The sequence below is a fragment of the Mycobacterium kubicae genome (assembly GCF_015689175.1).
Lineage (GTDB): Bacteria > Actinomycetota > Actinomycetes > Mycobacteriales > Mycobacteriaceae > Mycobacterium > Mycobacterium kubicae.
The window spans coordinates 1,779,051-1,797,361 of record NZ_CP065047.1 but is presented as its reverse complement, the minus strand read 5'-3'; the positions used below and the strand labels follow the sequence as shown (position 1 = coordinate 1,797,361).

The window sequence follows — 18,311 nt, the reverse complement described above, 5'->3', positions numbered from 1 at the left end:
CTCGGGTCATTCGGCCTCTCTGCCGTCACGGCTGCGCGCGTAGGCGCTGGCCCGCAGATCGGCTAACCACCCCGGATACAGCTTCACTCCTGGGGCGGTGTTGAGCACCGGGTCAAACGACACGTCGTTGCCTGGCCACGGCCCGACCAAGTCGTTGAGGGTCAGCTGCGCCACCTGGTCGAAATCCGCACTGCCGCAAGCCTGGTCGAGGACGACTTTGATGCCGCCGCCCTCGATGCGCTCGCGCACGGCGTCCAGCGACACTCCCGAGCCGTCGATGTCGGTTTCGATGCGTGCTCGCAGCCACCACTTGTGCCCCTGGTAGTTCAACGGCATCAACGTGGTCATGTTCTGGCCTGTCCACGAGGTGACGGGTCGCAGTGCCACCGCTCGGGTCAGCACGCCGGAGCCCGCGGACACCAGCAGGATGTCCCACGGTTTGTCGTCGTCCTGGCCGGACGGCACCCGGATGGCAAGACCGATGAAGTCGGGCAGCGAACCCGGGGTTCCGGTGGCTTTCGACACTCGGACGACCACGTCAGACGAAGGGATGGGCAAGCCATTGCCTTCCGGGGAAACCCGCTCAATGAAGCCTGTCGCGATGACACCGGCTGGGTGGAAGAAGCGCCGGCCCCGGATGGCGGACCCCCACTGAAACGGCAACGCGACGAGTTCGGAAACGTTCACGTCCGGCCGGGTTCCCGTTATCAGCGCCGGGAAACAGGTGGGCGAGCTGACCACCGGTCGCGAAATCGATGAGTCAGCCGCCCGGTCTGTCGACGTTCCTACATGGAATACAGATCGCGGCGCCGGGCGCCGAGCCACAGCCCGAGGCCCAGCATGCCGATGCCCAGCCCCAGGTGCAGCAGGTTGTCGGCGGTGTTGACCGGGATGAAGTTGGCGGCACTGTGATGATCGCCCATGGCCATGCCGTAGATCCACAGCAGGACATAGATGACGCCGCCTGCGATCAGGAACCACTGCGCCCCCTCGATCGTGCGGGCCAGCGCGATCCCCGCCACACCGAAGGCCAAGTGCACGAGATTATGCAATATCGACACGTTGAACAGGCCCAGGAGCAACGCCTGAGAATGATGCCCGGCCCAGCTGAGCTGGTCGTAGTGCGTGGTGAGGCCCGGGATGAAACCACCCGCGCCCACGATCAAGAATGTCGCGCCTACCACCAACGACGCCCTCTGCACTGGTGTGCGCCCTTTGCTAATGGACGCCTGCCTGACCGGATGAGCCGGTCGGTTGTTCGTTGTCATGGCCTTGGGTTCCTTTCTTGGTTCGTCACGCCGCCGTGCCGGCTGATCATGCGCACCTCTACCGGGGGCTGCGGCGCGGTGCGTGAGCGCGTATCGAGATAGAGCTGCTGCATGACGGCTTGCCACGATTGCGCCTCGGGCATCGATTCCCGGGAGCCGTCGAGCAAGCCGACGATGACGGCTCGGTTGTCGTCGGTGAGCACATACACCGGCCCGCCGAGATAACCCTTGTCGGTGGCCATGGCGGTCAGCACAAACCTGCCGTTGCCGGCGGAGCCGATCCGGCCGCAGGATTGCGCACCAACCGATGCCGAGCGACACACGGGTAGCGCCGGCTGCGGATGCACCGCGGGGGTGACATCCAGTGGACGGCCAATGGGCAGCTGCTGTGTCGCACCGACCGAGGGCGACAGCTTGATCACTTCGTATTCCACGCCCGCGGCGGGACCGTTCGAACCGGTGAGCGTGTCGGTGCGGGCGAGCAACACGACACCGATCACCCGATCACGGCTGTCGGTCACAATCGGGTCGACATCGCAGCGGCCGCTGGTCAGCGCTATGCGCATCTGCGGCTCGACGAAGCCCACCACGCACGCCGCGTTGCCCTGGTGAATTTCCATGCCCGGAAATACCGTTACGCCCGGGTCGGCGTTGGCCGGTGCGGGTCTGATCACCGCGAGCACGAGCACAATCGCGGCTGCGAAACCACACACATCACGTCGTAGCGTTTGCAATAGCCGCACCGTCCTCACCCACCGTTCGGAGCAGCGTCGCCGACAATTCTCAGGCGCTCTTGCCGTCCGATCGCCGCCGATTACCCGCTTGCATTCCGGCCAAACTGCGGTCGGGGGGCCAATTCAAGTCGTCGTACGGCCCACCCGGTACACGTGTGGTCACGCCGCGAGGCTCGGCCTGGCCAGTATGCGAACACACTTGCGCGCGGTCGGGCCGCAAAGCGAAATCTTCACCGGATCCTAGTGCCGGGGCTGGCCGGAAACGCCTGTGCGACTTGGGATTTGTTTCTGCGGTTGCGCTGGCGATCCGACGGTCCGACCAGCGGCACCTGCCGGCCGAAGGTAGCATCTTGCCCAGGTTGAGTTAACAGCTGGCACGTCGCGGAACGACGGTTTGGACGGCTGTCGCTCTCGCGCTCACAACCAACTCGATGGGCGCCAATCTATGCATGCTTTGCCGAGCACTGACTCGAAAGAAAAATCTCGCTACCGCTATGTGGTCGACTGCGCCGGCGCGCGACTGCACGTCTACGCGCGCAGCATTGCGACCGTGTTGCGCGTCGACGGCGAGATCGACGCGTCGAACGCCGAATATCTGGGCGCAGAAATCCGCCGCTTCGCCCGAATAAAGAGTCCGTTGATCCTGGATTTCCGGCACCTGGATTTTCTCGCCGTCGACGGTTTTCGGACGCTGCTGGTGCTCAACCACGAACATGAACGGGCGCGGTTGCACTGCAGCGTCATCCCCGGCCCGGCGCTGCGGCCCCTGTTACGCCTGGTGCCCAATCACGGCCTGACGGTGGTCGACTCCATCCCGGAGGCGCTGCAGATGATGCAAGACGCCTTAGGCACCCGCCGTAACTTCCTGGCCGGCCTGGCTCGCCTCCGGCAGCCGAGACAAGGCCCGTGCCTGGCCCGTACCGCCCGAGACGTCGGCTAACACCGCAGTCCCGTCACTTGGCTTGCCGCGGCATTCAGCTCAGCTCCGTTCTGAAGCCGCGCATCGCCTGAATCAGCGAGCAGAAGACGCGGTGCGCGGCCGCCAGGTCACCATCGGGCAGTTCGGTCAGCGCTGTGTGAGTATGCGTCCCCAAGGGCTGGAAGAAAGAGCGGGCGGTGGACAGTCCTGGCTCGGAGTAACGCAGAACTACTTTGCGGCGATCGGCGGGATGGTTCTCCCGTCGAATGTGACCGGACTCGATCATGCGATCCACCAAGTAGGTGATCGCCGCGCTGGACATGCCCATGCGTTGACTGAGGTCGCCAGAGGTCATCGGCCGCCCGGCCGTGTCAGCGACCAGGATGTGCAGCAAGGCCCGAAAGTCGCTGGGCCGCAGGTCGTGTGACACCGCGAACAAGCGGCCGATCTGGTCGGACTCCGTGGACAGCTCGCGTAGATCGGCCGCAATCTGCGACTCCAGTTCGTCCCGACTGGAGGCATGCTCGTCGGGTTTCATAGCTGTGTGCAGCATAACGCTTCATTTAAGTTATTTAACGATTCAGCCGATGAACTAATCTCAGCCGGCCTGGGCCATCCCGATGGCCGATTGAGCAGCGCAAACACCACCGCTACTGCGCCGGTGCGCGGATGGGTGACAGCACCTGGCTAGCGCGCAGCCAGATCGTTCACTAAATTAACTTTTAAGATGGTGAATGAGGGAGAGGCGCCAGATGTCACCGGCACGGACCAGGGCGGACGGAGGTTCCGCGCGCCTGTCAGGGGTTTTGACACCGCAACTGCAGGGTATGACGGGCCGGTGTTCGAAGCGTTCAAGCCGGCGGCTATCCAGCCTTCCGGGAGGGGGTGCGGGGCCACGGTGCGTACTTTTTCAGTGACCCCCCAACCCGATGTGTTGCCGATCGGCGGCACGTGGTCGGTCCCCGGCGACTTCGACGAATGGCGGTCCAACGTGCGACGGGCGGTTCTCGCCGATGTGAACGCGTTCGTCGCTGGACGCCGCGCGGAGTTGGACGGCGCGAGCATCGATGCCGCCGGCGACATCTTGTTGGAGTTCATTTCCGGCGGCAAGTGCCTGCGGTCGACCTTCATGTATCTGGGGTGGCGGTGCGGCGCGCCACCCGACCGCGCGGCGCTCTCGGCGGCCGCCAGCCTGGAGTTGTTGCACGCCTTCGCGCTCTTGCAAGACGACGTCATGGACGATTCGCCCGAGCGGCGCGGCCGGCCCGCCGCACACCTGCAATTCGAGACCTGGCACCGCGAGCGGGGGTTGTCCGGTTCCGCCCGGCGCTTCGGCGAGTCCTGCGCCATCCTGCTGGGGGATCTCTGCTTGATCTGGGCCGAGCAGATGCTGCGGGAGAGCGGGGTGGATCCCCAGTGCCTGCAGCGGGCGTGGTCGCGTTACGACGCGATGCGTACCGAGTTGGCCATCGGCCAGTTCGCCGACCTGACCAGCGACGCTCGCCGCCAGCCGTCCTTGGATACCGTCCTCGACGTGGCCCGGCGCAAGTCCGGCAACTACACGGTTCGCCGACCCCTGGAAATCGGCGCGGCGATGGCCTACTGCGACAACCACACCCTTGCCGGGCTTGGTCGTTACGGAACGGCGGTCGGTGAGGCCTTCCAGTTACGCGACGACATCCTCGGCGTCTTCGGTTCGCCCGCGGTGACCGGCAAGCCGTGCGCCGGAGATCTGCGTGAACGCAAAGCCACCAGCGTCGTGGTGGCCGCGCAGGAGCGAGCCGACACCGCGACCCGACGCGAACTGATGCACCTGATGGCAAGCGATGACCTCGACGATGCGGCACTCGAGCGCTGGAAGTCGCTGATCGAAGCGACCGGGGCGGTGCAACACGTCGAAGACATGATTCGGGAACGCGTCTCGTCTGCGCGAGAAGAGTTGCGCGAGTTGCCGATCGACGAATCCGTTCGTGATGCCCTGGCGAGCATGGCGACCGCCTGCACGGAGCGCGCCGTATGACCGCGGAGCCGAGTTGAGCATGCGTACCACCGGTGGACGCAGTGATCGGATTGTCGTCGTCGGCGCCGGACTGGCGGGCCTGTCCGCCGCACTGCATCTGGCCGGCCGGGGACGTGAGGTCACGGTCGTCGAGCGCTACCCGTGGCCGGGCGGGCGGGCCGGGCGCCTGGACATCGGCGGTTACCGGATCGACACCGGCCCGACGGTGATCACCATGCCCGACATCATCGACGACGTGTTCGCGGCCGTCGGTGAGACCCGGGCGGACCGCCTCGAGCTACTCCCCGTGGATCCGGCCTACCGGGCCGCGTTCGCCGATGGCAGTGCGTTACTCGTTCACACCGACGCCGAGCGAATGAGCGCGGCCGTCGAGGATTTCGCCGGGCCCGACCAAGCGGCGGGTTACCGTCGGCTGCGCCACTGGCTACAGCGGTTGTATCGCACCGAATTCGATGGTTTCATCGCCGCCAATTTCGATTCACCGCTGTCGCTGCTCACCCCGTCGCTGGCCCGGCTGGCCGCCATCGGCGGCTTCCGCAAATGGGACCGGATGGTCAAGCGCCACATCACCGATTCCCGCTTGCAGCGGGTGTTCACCTTTCAGTCGCTCTATGCCGGGGTGGCCCCGCGCGACGCTCTTGCGGTCTACGCCGTCATCGCCTACATGGACACCGTTGCCGGCGTGGTCTTCCCCCGCGGCGGTGTGCGCGCGCTGCCCGACGCCCTGGCCGGCGCGGGCACCGATGCTGGAGTTCGGTTCTGCTACAACGCCACCGTCACCGAACTGGAGCACTCGGGCGGACACGTCAGCGCTGTGCACACCGACCAAGGTGAGCGCATCGACTGCGACGCTGTGGTGCTGACCACCGAATTGCCGCAGACCTACGCACTGCTCGGACGAAAGCCGCGTCGCGTGTTGCCGCTGCGGCCCGCGCCTTCAGCGGTCGTGGCACATGTGGGCTGTGCGGCAGCACCCGATACTGCCCATCACACCATTCTGTTCGGTGAGTCGTGGGATCAGACGTTCACCGACATCATCGACGACGGGCAGCCCATGCGGGATCCGTCGCTGCTGGTCACCCGTCCCACCGCCAGCGATCCAACCCTGGCACCCGACGGACGGGACCTGCTGTATGTGCTGGCGCCCGCACCCAACCTCGACCGCGGCCGCGTCGACTGGGACGCCGACGGAAACCGGTACGTGGACAACATGATCGGCCACGTCCAAGAACGGCTGATGCCCGGACTGCGCGATCACGCGAAGGTGCTCGACGTGGTGACTCCGGCAGATTGGGCGCGGCAGGGCATGGCGGCCGGGAGCCCTTTTGCCCTGGCCCACACCTTCCTGCAGACCGGCCCGTTCCGTCCGGCCAACATGGTGCGCGGTATCGACAATGCGGTGCTGGCCGGCGGGTCCACCGTGCCTGGTGTAGGCGTGCCCACCGCGCTCATTTCCGGGCGGCTGGCCGCGGACCGCATCACCGGCATCGCCGAGCGGTCCACGACGCGCCTCGACATGAAAGCGAGGTGGCCATGATCCGCAGCGAGTTGGACGCCGCCGGGATCGACGATCCGCGCCTGCGCGACGGGTATCGCCGGTGCCGAGAGGTCAACGCCGCGCACGGGCGCACATTTTTCCTGGCGACCCGGCTGCTCGCACCCGACCAACGGCCACCGATCCACGCCCTGTACGGCTTCGCCCGCCACGCCGACGACATCCTCGACGACATCGATCCGCAGTTGGGCACCGACGTTCGCGCCCAACGTCTGCAGCAGCTGTCGGACCGGTTCTTCACCGGCGTTCCCAATGGTGCCGACCACCGCGACGATCCGATCCTCACCGCGGTCATCGACACCGCACGCCGTTACGACATCGGGCTCGAGCTTTTCGAAGACTTCCTGACGTCCATGCGAATGGACTTGACCGTCACCGACTATCCCAACCGGGAAGCGTTGAACCGCTACATGCGAGGCTCCGCGGAAGCGATTGGGCTACAAGTGCTACCGATTCTCGGCACGGTGGTACCCGTCGAGGAGGCCGCACCGTATGCCTCGGCGCTCGGCAGAGCGTTTCAGTTGACCAACTTCCTGCGCGACGTCGATGAGGACTTGCTGCGACACCGGGTGTATCTGCCCGCCGATGAACTGGCCGCACACGGGGTTGACCGAGACCTGCTGATGTGGTGCCACCTGCATCGCCGCAGCGATCCGCGAGTGCGCGCAGCCCTGGCTGCTCAGCATGAGATCGCCCGGCAGACATACCAATTCGCTGCGGACGGGATCGCCATGCTGGCGCCGCGATCACGACCTTGTGTGGCTACCGCGGCTGCGTTGTACGCTGAGATCTTGGACTGCATAGAGGCAAGTGACTTCGCGGTGTTCGGCCACCGGGCCACCGTGGGCAAGGCTCGGCGGCTGCAAGTCGCCGGCGTAGGCCTGATGCGGGCGTGGCGAGCGCGAAAAGCGGCCGCATGACTGATCGCTGGCAATATCTCCTGGTGCTGGCCGCGTGCCTGGCGATCACCGCGCCGCTGGAGATATTCCGGCCCGGCGTCTACCGCCAGTGGCGCCGGTTGCTCCGGGCCGTGGTGCCCGTCGCGGTGGTGTTCTTGATCTGGGACGAAATCGCGGTGGCCGCCAACGTCTGGAAGTACGACAGCACCTACCTCACCGGCCTGACCATTCCGTTCCGGGTACCGATCGAAGAAGTCCTGTTCTTCCTCGTCATTCCCGTCTGCGGCCTGCTGACCTACAACGCGGTCAACGCCATCCTGGACCGGGTCAACCGGCGATGATCGGCCTGGGCTACACGGTGCCGGCCGTGCTGGCGGTGGTTTTGGTCTGCGCCGCCGAAGTGGCTGTGCTGCATACCGGTCTGTTTCGGCGCCCGGCATACTGGCTGTCGATGTTGATCGTGCTCGGTTTCCAGATCCCGGTCGACGGCTGGCTCACCAAACTCAGCTCGCCGATCGTCATCTACGACGATCGCCACATCACCGGTGTGCGTTTCCCGTTCGATATTCCGATTGAGGACTTCTTGTTCGGCTTCGCGCTGGTGACGGCGGTCCTGCTGCTCTGGGAACGGCAACGTGCGCGTCGGTGAAGCGGGTCCCGGCGACCTGTCAAGCGCGTTCGACGCCGGAGCCCCCGCCTACGACCAGCTGGTAGGCGCCAACCCCGGCTATCACAGCGCCCTGCACCTCACCGCGCGGCGGATGCGAATACCTAATCGCGGCAAGGGATTACGACTGTTGGATGCCGGGTGCGGCACCGGCGCCTCCACCGCCGCGCTGCTCGCCGTTGCCCCGGAGGCAGAGATCGTCGCGGTGGACGCCTCACGCGGAATGCTGGACGCGGCGCAAGCCAAGGACTGGCCGCCGTCGGTCCGGTTCGTGCATACGCCCATCGAGGACCTGGCCGAGCACGGCATCACCGGGCCGTTCGATGCCATCCTGGCCGCCTACCTGGTGCGGAACCTGGCTGATCCGGACGCTCAATTGCGGGAATTCCGTAGCCTGCTCCGGCCCGGCGGCACCTTGGCCGTGCACGAGTACTCCGTGCGCGATTCGGCTGTCGCGACGCGCATTTGGCACGCGGTGTGCTGGGGCATCATCATTCCCGCCGGCTGGTGGCGCACCCGTGACGCCGGGCTGTACCGCTATTTGTGGCGCAGCGTGCTGGCGTTCGACGGTGCGACCGCGTTCCGACAACGTCTCACCGACGCCGGCTTCACCGGAGTGCACAGCGAAACCGTACCCGGCTGGGAGGCCAACATCGTGCACACCTTCCTCGCGGACGCGCCGCAATGACCGACCGTCGCCGCGAAACCATTCCCGCGCCAGCAGGTTTGGCGGACGCGCAGGCGCTGCCCAACCGGCCGCGAGTGATCGTCATCGGCGGCGGCATCGCCGGCCTGACCGCCGCCACCGGGTTGGCCGAACGCGGTGTCGCCGTCGAGGTGATCGAACGCGAGCCCTACCTCGGCGGGCGAGTAGGCGGCTGGACCGAGCGCCACGACGGCATGGGCCTGGCCATGAACCGCGGTTTTCACGCCTTCTTCCGGCAGTATTACAACCTGCGCACCCTGCTGCGCCGAACCGACCCGCAATTGCGGAGGCTGACGCCCGTCGAGGACTACCCCCTGATCGACGGCGACGGCCGCCGGGACAGCTTCCGCGGGCTGCCGCGCACACCACCGTGGAACGCGGTGGCTTTCGCCGCCCGCAGCCCCACCTTCCGGTTGCGCGACTTCACCTACATCGACGCTCGCGCGGCCGCACCATTGGCCGCGGTGTCGGTGCCAGAGACCTACCTGCGCCTGGACCACGTCGACGCCGAAACCTTCCTCAAGAACATCCGCTTCCCCGAAGCGGCCCGGCATCTGGCTTTCGAGGTCTTCTCCCGCAGCTTCTTCGCCGACCCGGCACAGCTGTCTGCGGCCGAACTGGCCACCATGTTCCACATCTACTTCCTGGGCTCCAGCGAGGGCCTCATCTTCGACGTTCCGTGCGCGAACTACGACACCGCGCTCTGGCAGCCGCTGCAACGCTACCTCGAACACCGCGAGGCACGGTTCCACCTCGGAGTCGGTGTGCAGCGTATCGCCAAGGACCGTGAAACCTTCACTGTCCACACCGATTCCGGGGAGCGGTTCGACGCCGACGCGGTGGTGCTGGCCACCGATGTGAGCGGCTTGCAGCAGATCGTCGCCGCATCGACCGACCTGGCCGATGCGCAGTGGCGAGCACAGATCGCGCGGATGCGCACCGCGCCACCGTTCGCCGTACACCGGTTGTGGCTCGACCGCCCCGTCGCGGCGGGCCGACCGGCGTTTCTCGGCACCTCCGGGCACGAGCCGCTGGACAACATCAGCGTGCTGGACCGCTATGAGAACGAAGCGGCCGGCTGGGCCCGCGCCCACGGCGGCTCTGTCGTCGAGTTGCATTCCTATGCGCTTGCGTCGGCGTCATCCAGCGCCGATGCGCTGCGTCAGTTGCATCGCATATACCCCGAAACGGCTGCCGCGCAGGTGGTTTGCGAGCGGGTGCTAAAGCGCAGCGACTGCCCGCTTTTTGCGCCCGGCACCTACCTGGACCGGCCCGCCGGGACGACGCCACTTCCGGGTCTGGTGCTGGCCGGTGACGCCATCCGCATCGATTTGCCGGTCGCGCTCATGGAACGGGCCGCCACCACCGGCTGGGCAGCCGCCAACCGCCTGCTGACCCGGTGGGGCCTGGCCGGACACCCGCTGCACACCGTTCCCAGGCAGGGCCGGTCGCGACCGCTGCGCTGGCTCGCCAATCGTGAAAAGGCCGCACTGCGATGAACATTCGTGACCGGATGCGGCAGTTGCGGCCCAGCAACTGGCCCAAAGACTGGCCTATCCAGGCGATCCCGCACATCACCTGGTCCGATCAGCGTCCCACCTACCGCGACGCGCAGCCCGCCATCATCCATGCCGCGCTGGAACGAGCCCAGCGCCGGCCCACCGGAAACTGGTATGTGTTCGCCGGAAGCCGCGAGGTGCGGTCCGATCGGCCGTTCGGTACGCGCGTCGCGGGCGTCGAGGTAGTCGCGTGGCGCGATCAGCAGCACCGACTGCGCGTCGGTCCGCGCAGCTGCCCGCATCTGGGCGCCGACTTGGCCACCGGTGTCATCGACTGCGGCACGCTGGTGTGCCGGTGGCACGGGCTGGCGCTGGACGGGACCACCCGCGAATTCGGGTGGAAACCGATGCCCAGCTACGACGACGGGACGCTGGTCTGGGTGCGGCTGGACCGGGTGGGCGGCGAGACACCACTGGACCAGCCCGTGATCCCGACGCGGCCCAGCGGTGACACCGTGGCCGCCGTGACCCGGTTGGAAGGCGTGTGCGAGCCCTCCGACATCATCGCCAACCGGCTCGACCCCTGGCACGGCGCCTGGTTTCACCCCTACTCCTTCACCCGGCTCGACGTGCTCACCACACCCACCGAGGAGAACGACCAGTTCCTGGTCGCGGTGACCTTCCGACTCGGCCGGGTGGGTGTGCCTGTGATAGCGGAGTTCACCTGCCCGACGGCACGCACCATCGTGATGCGCATCGTGGAAGGGGAAGGGAGTGGCAGCGTCGTCGAAACCCACGCCACCCCAATGGGATTGGCTGCTGACGGGCGGCCCCGCACCGCGGTGCTGGAAGCCGTCATCGCGCACTCGGAACGCCCGGGATTCAAGAAAGCCTGTCAGGTCGCGCCGGTGATCTCACCGTTGATGCGCTACGCCGCTACCAGGTTGTGGCGCGACGACATCGCCTATGCGGAGCGTCGCTACGTCGTGCGGTCCGAGAGCTGACCGGCCGCGGGCGGAACGGTATCCCCCGGCGGGTACGGCTGCGACGTCTCGGCCTGATGCTGAGCGGATCTGCGCTGCCATAACCGCCACGCCACCACCAGGGCCCCGACGACACCCAAGGCCGCGGTCGGGTACAGGGCCAGCTGCGCCAGCCACAACCGGCGTTGTACGCGCAACAGCTTCTGCTCGGCGCGCAACACGCGTCGGGACGCTTCTTTGACCGCCACAGCAACGCCTGTACCCGAGTGCGGACCGCACAAAACAGATCGGCCCATTCGCTTAAACATTAAGAAACTTAATAGATGTATGCCGTGCAGGGTTCGACGGCAGTGGGCGGGGAACCCGAGCAGGGTGAGCGTTGGTAGTAGCGACAACGATCGTCGGTCGGACCGCCCGGAGCGGTCCTTAGCGCGCCGTCCCGCGGGCGTCGACGATACGGCGGTGCAGGCGGCAGGCAAAGTGTCCGAAGCGCTGGAAACCGTCGAGCAGGCCCGCGGACACCTCTACGCGTTCCATCAGCTGATGGGCCGAGCCGACCTGCAGCTCGACGAGGCGGTGAGCACGCTGTGTGAAGGTGGACACGACGAGCTGGCCGAGCTCATCCGTCGGGACCTGATCGGTCGCAACGTGCTTCCGGGACGGTGGACCTTCCAGATTGTGGAGGAATACGACGACGGCTACTACCGGTGCTTCAAAGAGATCGAACGGCAGGTGCGCAGCCAACTCACCAACGGGCGCCGACACGTCTTCGAAGCAGAGATGAAAGAGCGCCGGCGTACCGCCGGCCACCCCGCGCACGCCGCCACACCGAACGATTCGAAGGAGTGACTCGCCATGTCCGACAAAAAGTTCCACAAGGGAGACAAGGTCGAGTGGCAGAGCCACGGCAACACCGTCAAGGGCAAGGTCGAGGGCGAGATCACCTCCGACACCGAGGCGGCCGGACGTAAAGTGCGGGCTTCCAAGGATGATCCGCAGTACCAGGTCCGCAGCGACAAGTCCGGCAAGGACGCGGTGCACAAGCCGAGCGCATTGCGCCCCGCCGACTGAGCCATCCCGGCGATCACAATGGCTGACGACAACGACAGCACATGGAAAGAATTTCGCGATGTGGTCAACATGACCCCGCGCGAGTTGGAGAAGTGGCTCGATAGCGACGAGTCCCAGCAGGTCGGACAGAAGCAAGGCGACAACGAGTCGACCGGTCACGCCAGTGGCCGTCGCATCGTCGAGATCCTCAACGCCAAACGGGCCGACCTGACCAACGATGACTACGCACACATGCGCAAAGTCGTCGGCTACGCCAAGCGGCACCTGGCCCAGCGACCCAACGGCGATGTCACCGACACCGCGTGGCGCTACTCGCTGATGAACTGGGGACACGACCCGGCAAAGTCGTGAGCGTAGGCTCGACACGACAGAAACGCCTCGTCGGTTCGCTGCGCCCATACTTGCGGTGGCCGATACGCTGTTCGGCGTATCGCTACAAAGGAATGCGGGTAAGTGACCAAAGGCGCAGCAGATCGGCGGCTGGACCGCGCCGAACTCGAACAGCTGATGTCGGCAGATCTGCGGGCTCTCACCGCGCAATCCGACCGCATCGGGCGCCATTTCGCGCGCCGCCACGACGTCACGGGCAGCGACTTCCACGCCTTGCTGCACATCATGGTCGCCGAAACGGCCGGACAGCCGTTGACCATGGCTCAGTTGCGCCAGCGCATGGACGTCTCTCCCGCCGCGATCACCTACCTGGTGGACCGCATGATCGAAGCCGGCCACATCAGGCGCGAACCCGATCCAGTGGACCGGCGCAAGTCGCTGCTTCGCTACGAGCAACCCGGAATGGCGCTGGCTCGCGCCTTCTTCGCTCCCCTGGGGTCCGAGGTCCGCGCGGCCATGGCTGACTTGCCCGACCGGGATCTGGTTGCCGCGCACCGGGTTTTCTCCGCAATGATCAATGCGATGGCGACGTTCGAAACCAAACTGGCCGCCGAACAAGACAAACCACCAGCCGCCGAGGCCAAGCGAGGCACGCCGACGGGCCGGCGCCGCGCGGCGCGATAACCCCTCGGTTAACGGATTTGCGGCTCCGCCGCACAGCCAAGTAGTCGCTGTTCGATCAAGTCAGCCCCACGCGAGACCCCGCCGGTTGCGGCCAGACCAGCGGCCACCCGTTGCGCACCGGCTGCCATCGTGACGGCCTGGCGTACCCGCGCGCGAAGCCGTGCGGCGGTCAGTCGCTTGGGGGCCAGCCGAGTACCGCAGCGCGCCACCTGCACGCGTCGAGCCACTTCGGCCTGGTCCCGGGCGAAAGGTACGACGCAGACGGGTACGCCGTGGTCGAGAGCTTTCAGGGTCGTTCCCATGCCGCCGTGCGTGATGGCGCAGCAAGCCCGCTCGAGTATCGCCGCGTGCGGGGCGAATTGGCGCACGGTGGCGTTCGCTGTCTTCGGCAGGTCATCGGGTACTCCGGCCGGGAACGTCGCCACCACATGGACGGGTTCGTCGGCCAGCGCCTGCAAGGCGGTGTGCCCCAACGCGGCATCGAACTGCCGGATCGAAGACGTGTTGACCAGCACCACCGGCCGATCGATGGCCGCCACCCAATCCGGAGTGCTGATCGGCGCCGGCTCGAACACGCAGGCACCGATGTGGTGCACCAGGTCCCCCCAGCCCGGGTGGGGGTACTCGAACGGCTCACCGCCGGCCGCCAACAGCAGCGGGGCCCGTCGCATGAACTCGTCCACCGATGTCACCGGGGGCACCCCCAGGTCGGCGCGAATCCCGTTGACCCGCGGCAGCACCGGCCGGTCGAACAGATACCGCACAAACGGACGCATCGAAGCGTCCCGGATAGCACCCAAAACGCCGGGCAGGGGCCGCAGTCCTGGGCCGAAGGGCGGCACTCCGCGAGAGCGCAGATACGGGGTGAAGGGCGAAAAGACCAGCCAGGGGGTATCTCCGGCGTCGGCTACCGACATGGCACCCCAGCAGTTCGCGTCCACGATGACCGCATCGGGGACGACCGCCGCTACCGCGCGCTGCAGGTCCTCGACTTCCAGCACCGCCCGTCGGCACAGAACTTCGATCGATAACTTCAGCACGCCCAGTGCGTTTCGCGCCTCCCAGTCGTGACCGACGATGGCCTCGATTCGCGGGTCGACGGGTTCGGCATGCAGGCCGGCCGCGCGCATCGTCGCGATGCCGTCGGACATGGTGCGAACATGCACCTCGTGACCGCGCTGGGCCAGCTCGCGCAGCAACGCCCCAAGGGGCAGCAGATGACCCAGCGCGGGCGAACCATAGGCAAGTATCACCGCCACGTCGCGAACACCTACACGCCACTCAACTGGACATTGCTCAACGCGCGCAGATCTTGCGCACCGCAGCCGTGCAGACAGACCCGAAGCTCTTCGATGAAAGGCTCCAGCCAATCCACTACGGCAGCAACGGATTCGATAGCGGCGGCGAGCAGCGGTCGGGCGATCGCCACGACATCGGCGCCTAGCGCTACGGCCTTCGCGGCGTCCATACCCGTGCGAATGCCACCGGAGGCGACCAACGGGATGTCGGGCAGCGCCGCACGCACCTCCACGAGTGCCCGCGCCGTGGGAATACCCCAGTCGGCCAAGTCGGGGTAACGCAGCTCCCCGTACCGGACGAATTGTTCGACCCGTGACCACGACGTGCCGCCGGCCCCGGCGACATCGATTGCCGCGACGGGTATTTCGGCGTCGTCGGCGGTGAGCGCAGCGACGGCCGCGGCACCGATCCCGTGACCGACCTCTTTCAACAAGACGGGGTAATCCAATGCGTCGGCCACCTCACGCAGCCGGTCCATCGACCCGGAGAAATTGGTGTCCCCGTTGTGCTGCATCGCCTCTTGCAGCGGATTGGTATGCACCGCAAGGACATCGGCACCGACTCGGTCGAGCGCCTTGGCGACGTGGTCGACGGCGGCCTTCGTCACCTGAGACAAGCCGATGTTGCCGAACAACAAGATATCCGGCGCAACGTCTCGCACCGTGAAACTGGCGGCGGCTTGCTCCCCCAACGCGCTGTCCAGCATGATGCGCTGGGAGCCCAGCATCATCCCGAGACCCAACTGGTGGGCCGCCGCGGCCAAGTTGCGGTTGATGGTGCCCGACAGTTCCGCACCACCGGTCATGGCGCCGATCAACACCGGCGCGTGCAGGCGTTTACCCAGGAAAGTGGTGGACACATCGATGTCGTCGAGGCTGGTCTGCGTCAACGCGTTGTAGGGCAACGCATAGCGTTCCAGGCCCGTGGTCAGCCCGACGTAGTTCACCTGCTCGGCAAGGCACACGTCGATGTGCCGGCGCTTGCGCGTCTTCATCCTCCCGTGCTCGCCGGGCCGCCCGTCCACAAACTCCATACTGCCTGCTCCTCGTTGGTACCGTCACCCACACTTCGTTAAATTGATTAACACTTAAATAACTGAAATAATAACGCGGTGCTGTGGGAGCGTCTGGCCGCCGGGGTGACGGGCCGACGGTCCTGGCTTATCGCCCTGGGCATCGTGGTCTTCGCGTCGGTGTTCATGGTGCTGATCGGCGCCAACGCCGCGGCAGGTCAGGCGCCGCGATCGGTGCCCACGACTGCCGAATCAGCGAAATCCGACGCGTTGTCGCGTCAGTTCCCGTCCGGGGACAAGGCGCCGGTCATCCTGGTGGTGAGCCGGGTGGACGGCATGGTGCTGGATGCTGCCGACCTCGACGCGACCCAACAAGCCCGCAATCGCATGCACGCGGTTGCCGAACCGGGCACCTCGGCGCCGACGGCACCCGCAGTGGTGTCCGCGGACGGCAAAGCGGGCATCGGGCTGGTTCCCGTCCGCGCCGACCTTTCGGGTCTGCCCCTCAGTGACGCCGTCACCGCGCTGCGCACCGCTGCCCGCGACGGGCTTCCCTCGGGTCTGAGCGCGCATGTCACCGGCGGACCGGCGTTCGGAGCTGACATCGCCAACGCTTTCGCCGACGCCAACATCACCCTGCTGGTGGTGACCGCGTCGGTAGTGGCGCTGCTGCTGATCGTCACGTATCGCTCTCCGGTGCTGTGGTTGGTGCCCCTGCTCGTCATCGCGTTCGCCGATCGGGTGGCAACGGCGGTGGCAACCGCGGTGGCGGCGGCGACCGGCCTGAGCTTCGACGGGTCCACCGCCGGCATCACCAGCGTGCTGGTCTTCGGAGCGGGCACCAACTATGCGCTGCTTCTGATTTCGCGATATCGGCAAGAACTCGGCCGCCACAACGAGCACCGCGATGCGTTGCGCCGCGCCGTGCGGATGGCCGCACCGGCGATCGTGGCCAGCAATGCGACGGTGGTGCTGGCCCTTTTGACCCTCATCTTCGCCTCGACACCGAGCACCCGCAGCCTGGGTGCACTGGCGGCGTGCGGGCTGCTGGTCGCGGCCGGGTCAGTGCTGGTTGTCTTGCCGCCGCTGCTGGCGCTGTTCGGTCGGCGGCTGTTTTGGCCATTCGTCCCGCGCCCGCACGACAATGTGGGAAACGACGGGGGCGGTTTTTGGCATGCCGTCGCCGCCGGCGTCGCCCGCCACCCGGTTCCGGTGGCAGCGGCCACAATCGTGCTGCTGGCGGCGTTGGCCGGCGGTCTGCTGGGCACGCGCATCGGGTTGTCGCAGACCGAGCAGTTTCGGGTCAGGGCGGATTCGGTCACCGGATTCGACATAGTCGCCCAGCACTTTCCGGCCGGGCTGGTGAACCCCACGGTGGTCGTGGCCCCGACAGCGCAGCAGGTTTCACCGGCGATCAGCGCTATCCCCGGCGTCGTCTCGGTCACCGAGGCCGGCAAGTCGGATACCGGCCTGACCAAGTGGTCGGTGGTCATCGATGCCGCGCCGTCATCGGATCGCGCATTCCAAACCGTCTCTGCCATAAGGCATTCCGTCTCCATAATCAGCCAGGACGCCGTGGTGGGCGGACCGGACGCGCAGGCGCTCGACGTGCGCGACGCCGCCGCCCATGACCGGCACGTGCTGATCCCGGCGATCCTGGCCGTCATCCTGGCTGTGTTGTACGTCCTGCTGCGCTCCGCGCTGGCGCCACCGATGTTGTTGCTCGCGACGATTCTGGGCGCACTGGCCGCGTTGGGCCTGGGCGGCTGGGTCAGCATGCATGCGTTCGGATTTCCAGCCCTGGACAACAGCACCCCGTTATTCGCGTTCTTGTTCCTGGCCGCCCTCGGCGTGGACTACACCATCTTCCTGGTGACCCGCGCCCGCGAAGAATCGGTGCACGGCGATACCCGTAGCGGCATGATCCGCGCGGTGTCGGCCACCGGGGGCGTCATCACCAGCGCGGGAGTCGTTTTGGCGTCGGTCTTCGGGGTACTCGGCGTGTTACCCCTGATCGTGATGACCCAACTGGGCATCATCGTCGGCCTTGGCGTATTGCTCGACACCTTCGTCGTGCGCACCCTCGTGATCCCGGCGCTGTTCGCCCTCGTCGGCGACCGCATCTGGTGGCCCACCTACCCTGCCGGGCCATCCCGCGCAGCCCAAACCGGAACGGAGACAACGTGAACAAATCCATTCTGGCCGGTACCAGCTTGGCCGTCGCCGCGGCGGCCGGAGTCGGAAGCGTCGCCAGCCCAGCCCGTCACCCCGCTTGGTACGCGCGCCTGCGCAAACCGCGGTACCAGCCGCCCGGCGCGGTTTTCCCGCTGGTGTGGACCACCCTCTACGCCGATATCGCGGGCACCTCCGCGGTGGTGATCGACCGGTTCGAAACAGCGGCACAACCTGACAAGTCCCGTGCGTACGCCGCAGCGTTGGCCGTCAATCTGATCCTCAACGCCGGATGGAGCTGGCTGTTCTTTTCTCACCACAAGTTGGGCGCCTCGGCGGTCGGCGCGGCAGCCCTCACGCTCAGCAGTGCAGACCTGGCCCGCCGGGCCGGTGAAGCCGACCCCCGGGCGGGGCGGGCGTTGCTGCCCTATCCGTTATGGTGCGCCTTCGCCACCGCGCTATCCACGCACATCTGGCTGCTCAACCGCTAAGC

Annotated in this window: 22 protein-coding genes; 15 read left to right on the top strand and 7 right to left on the bottom strand. The window is 66.6% G+C overall.

Features of this window, described 5'->3' with window-relative positions; translation table 11 throughout:
• Positions 1-6: 6 nt before the first annotated feature.
• The 3 genes from I2456_RS08525 to I2456_RS08515 all read right to left on the bottom strand — a co-directional run bounded on the left by I2456_RS08525 (position 7) and on the right by I2456_RS08515 (position 1,942).
• The gene (locus I2456_RS08525) at positions 7-687 is read right to left on the bottom strand and encodes a catalase family protein (protein ID WP_085073494.1); all 681 of its coding nucleotides are present in this window, start codon (positions 685-687) and stop codon (positions 7-9) included.
• A 98-nt stretch (positions 688-785) separates the two neighbouring features.
• Positions 786-1,268: a DUF4383 domain-containing protein gene (locus I2456_RS08520; protein WP_085073442.1), complete on the bottom strand. Its 483-nt coding sequence runs from the start codon at positions 1,266-1,268 to the stop codon at positions 786-788.
• A complete protein-coding gene (locus tag I2456_RS08515) occupies positions 1,265-1,942 on the bottom strand; it encodes an Rv1815 family serine proteinase (protein ID WP_241007903.1) in 678 nt (225 codons plus the stop codon). The genes I2456_RS08520 and I2456_RS08515 overlap by 4 nt, the downstream gene beginning before the upstream one ends.
• 505 nt (positions 1,943-2,447) lie before the next feature.
• Here I2456_RS08515 and I2456_RS08510 point away from each other — a divergent pair.
• Entirely contained in the window at positions 2,448-2,942 is a 495-nt protein-coding gene (locus I2456_RS08510; protein WP_085073443.1) for an STAS domain-containing protein, read from the top strand.
• Between the two features lie 34 nt (positions 2,943-2,976).
• Here the strand turns inward: I2456_RS08510 and I2456_RS08505 are convergent, their stop codons facing one another.
• Complete coding sequence (locus I2456_RS08505) at positions 2,977-3,474, bottom strand: MarR family winged helix-turn-helix transcriptional regulator (RefSeq protein WP_068024713.1); 498 nt, start codon at positions 3,472-3,474, stop codon at positions 2,977-2,979.
• 360 nt (positions 3,475-3,834) lie between these two features.
• Here I2456_RS08505 and I2456_RS08500 point away from each other — a divergent pair, with 360 nt between their 5' ends.
• Genes I2456_RS08500 through I2456_RS08465 form a run of 8 tightly spaced genes read left to right on the top strand, consistent with a single transcriptional unit; the run spans position 3,835 to position 11,271 of the window.
• Positions 3,835-4,941, top strand: coding sequence for a polyprenyl synthetase family protein (locus I2456_RS08500; protein WP_241007902.1), 1,107 nt, complete (start codon positions 3,835-3,837; stop codon positions 4,939-4,941).
• Between the two features lie 19 nt (positions 4,942-4,960).
• Positions 4,961-6,478, top strand: coding sequence for a phytoene desaturase family protein (gene crtI, locus I2456_RS08495; RefSeq protein ID WP_085073496.1), 1,518 nt, complete (start codon positions 4,961-4,963; stop codon positions 6,476-6,478).
• Positions 6,475-7,416, top strand: coding sequence for a phytoene/squalene synthase family protein (locus tag I2456_RS08490; protein ID WP_085073497.1), 942 nt, complete (start codon positions 6,475-6,477; stop codon positions 7,414-7,416). Before crtI ends, I2456_RS08490 begins: the two co-directional genes overlap by 4 nt.
• Complete coding sequence (locus I2456_RS08485; protein ID WP_085073445.1) at positions 7,413-7,736, top strand: lycopene cyclase domain-containing protein; 324 nt, start codon at positions 7,413-7,415, stop codon at positions 7,734-7,736. The genes I2456_RS08490 and I2456_RS08485 overlap by 4 nt, the downstream gene beginning before the upstream one ends.
• Positions 7,733-8,044, top strand: a complete 312-nt coding sequence (locus I2456_RS08480; RefSeq protein WP_068024708.1) for a lycopene cyclase domain-containing protein — start codon at positions 7,733-7,735, stop codon at positions 8,042-8,044. The genes I2456_RS08485 and I2456_RS08480 overlap by 4 nt, the downstream gene beginning before the upstream one ends.
• Positions 8,031-8,750: a class I SAM-dependent methyltransferase gene (locus I2456_RS08475; protein WP_068024705.1), complete on the top strand. Its 720-nt coding sequence runs from the start codon at positions 8,031-8,033 to the stop codon at positions 8,748-8,750. The genes I2456_RS08480 and I2456_RS08475 overlap by 14 nt, the downstream gene beginning before the upstream one ends.
• Positions 8,747-10,267: a hydroxysqualene dehydroxylase gene (locus I2456_RS08470; RefSeq protein WP_085073446.1), complete on the top strand. Its 1,521-nt coding sequence runs from the start codon at positions 8,747-8,749 to the stop codon at positions 10,265-10,267. The genes I2456_RS08475 and I2456_RS08470 overlap by 4 nt, the downstream gene beginning before the upstream one ends.
• Positions 10,264-11,271 carry a DUF5914 domain-containing protein gene (locus tag I2456_RS08465; RefSeq protein WP_068024692.1) on the top strand — a complete coding sequence of 336 codons (1,008 nt, stop codon included), beginning with the start codon at positions 10,264-10,266 and terminating at the stop codon, positions 11,269-11,271. The genes I2456_RS08470 and I2456_RS08465 overlap by 4 nt, the downstream gene beginning before the upstream one ends.
• Here I2456_RS08465 and I2456_RS08460 read toward each other — a convergent pair.
• A complete protein-coding gene (locus I2456_RS08460; RefSeq protein ID WP_085073447.1) occupies positions 11,247-11,498 on the bottom strand; it encodes a hypothetical protein in 252 nt (83 codons plus the stop codon). The genes I2456_RS08465 and I2456_RS08460 overlap by 25 nt on opposite strands.
• A 124-nt stretch (positions 11,499-11,622) precedes the next feature.
• Between I2456_RS08460 and I2456_RS08455 the strand changes: the two genes are divergently transcribed.
• The 4 genes from I2456_RS08455 to I2456_RS08440 all read left to right on the top strand — a co-directional run bounded on the left by I2456_RS08455 (position 11,623) and on the right by I2456_RS08440 (position 13,335).
• Positions 11,623-12,099, top strand: coding sequence for a hypothetical protein (locus tag I2456_RS08455; RefSeq protein ID WP_241007901.1), 477 nt, complete (start codon positions 11,623-11,625; stop codon positions 12,097-12,099).
• Between the two features lie 6 nt (positions 12,100-12,105).
• Positions 12,106-12,321, top strand: a complete 216-nt coding sequence (locus I2456_RS08450; RefSeq protein WP_068024682.1) for a hypervirulence associated TUDOR domain-containing protein — start codon at positions 12,106-12,108, stop codon at positions 12,319-12,321.
• An 18-nt stretch (positions 12,322-12,339) separates the two neighbouring features.
• A complete protein-coding gene (locus I2456_RS08445; RefSeq protein WP_068158723.1) occupies positions 12,340-12,672 on the top strand; it encodes a DUF3140 domain-containing protein in 333 nt (110 codons plus the stop codon).
• Positions 12,673-12,774: 102 nt separating this feature from the next.
• A complete protein-coding gene (locus I2456_RS08440) occupies positions 12,775-13,335 on the top strand; it encodes a MarR family winged helix-turn-helix transcriptional regulator (protein WP_085073449.1) in 561 nt (186 codons plus the stop codon).
• An 8-nt stretch (positions 13,336-13,343) separates the two neighbouring features.
• On the opposite strand, the gene I2456_RS08435 is transcribed toward I2456_RS08440, so the two are convergent.
• Positions 13,344-14,594 (bottom strand): glycosyltransferase, encoded by a 1,251-nt coding sequence (locus I2456_RS08435; protein WP_068024671.1) that lies wholly within the window; start codon positions 14,592-14,594, stop codon positions 13,344-13,346.
• 11 nt (positions 14,595-14,605) lie between these two features.
• Complete coding sequence (gene fni / locus I2456_RS08430) at positions 14,606-15,667, bottom strand: type 2 isopentenyl-diphosphate Delta-isomerase (RefSeq protein WP_241007900.1); 1,062 nt, start codon at positions 15,665-15,667, stop codon at positions 14,606-14,608.
• Positions 15,668-15,745: 78 nt separating this feature from the next.
• Between fni and I2456_RS08425 the strand changes: the two genes are divergently transcribed.
• Both I2456_RS08425 and I2456_RS08420 read left to right on the top strand, forming a co-directional pair.
• The gene (locus I2456_RS08425) at positions 15,746-17,833 is read left to right on the top strand and encodes an MMPL family transporter (protein WP_139823081.1); all 2,088 of its coding nucleotides are present in this window, start codon (positions 15,746-15,748) and stop codon (positions 17,831-17,833) included.
• Positions 17,830-18,309 (top strand): TspO/MBR family protein, encoded by a 480-nt coding sequence (locus tag I2456_RS08420; RefSeq protein WP_085073451.1) that lies wholly within the window; start codon positions 17,830-17,832, stop codon positions 18,307-18,309. The genes I2456_RS08425 and I2456_RS08420 overlap by 4 nt, the downstream gene beginning before the upstream one ends.
• Positions 18,310-18,311: the final 2 nt, after the last annotated feature.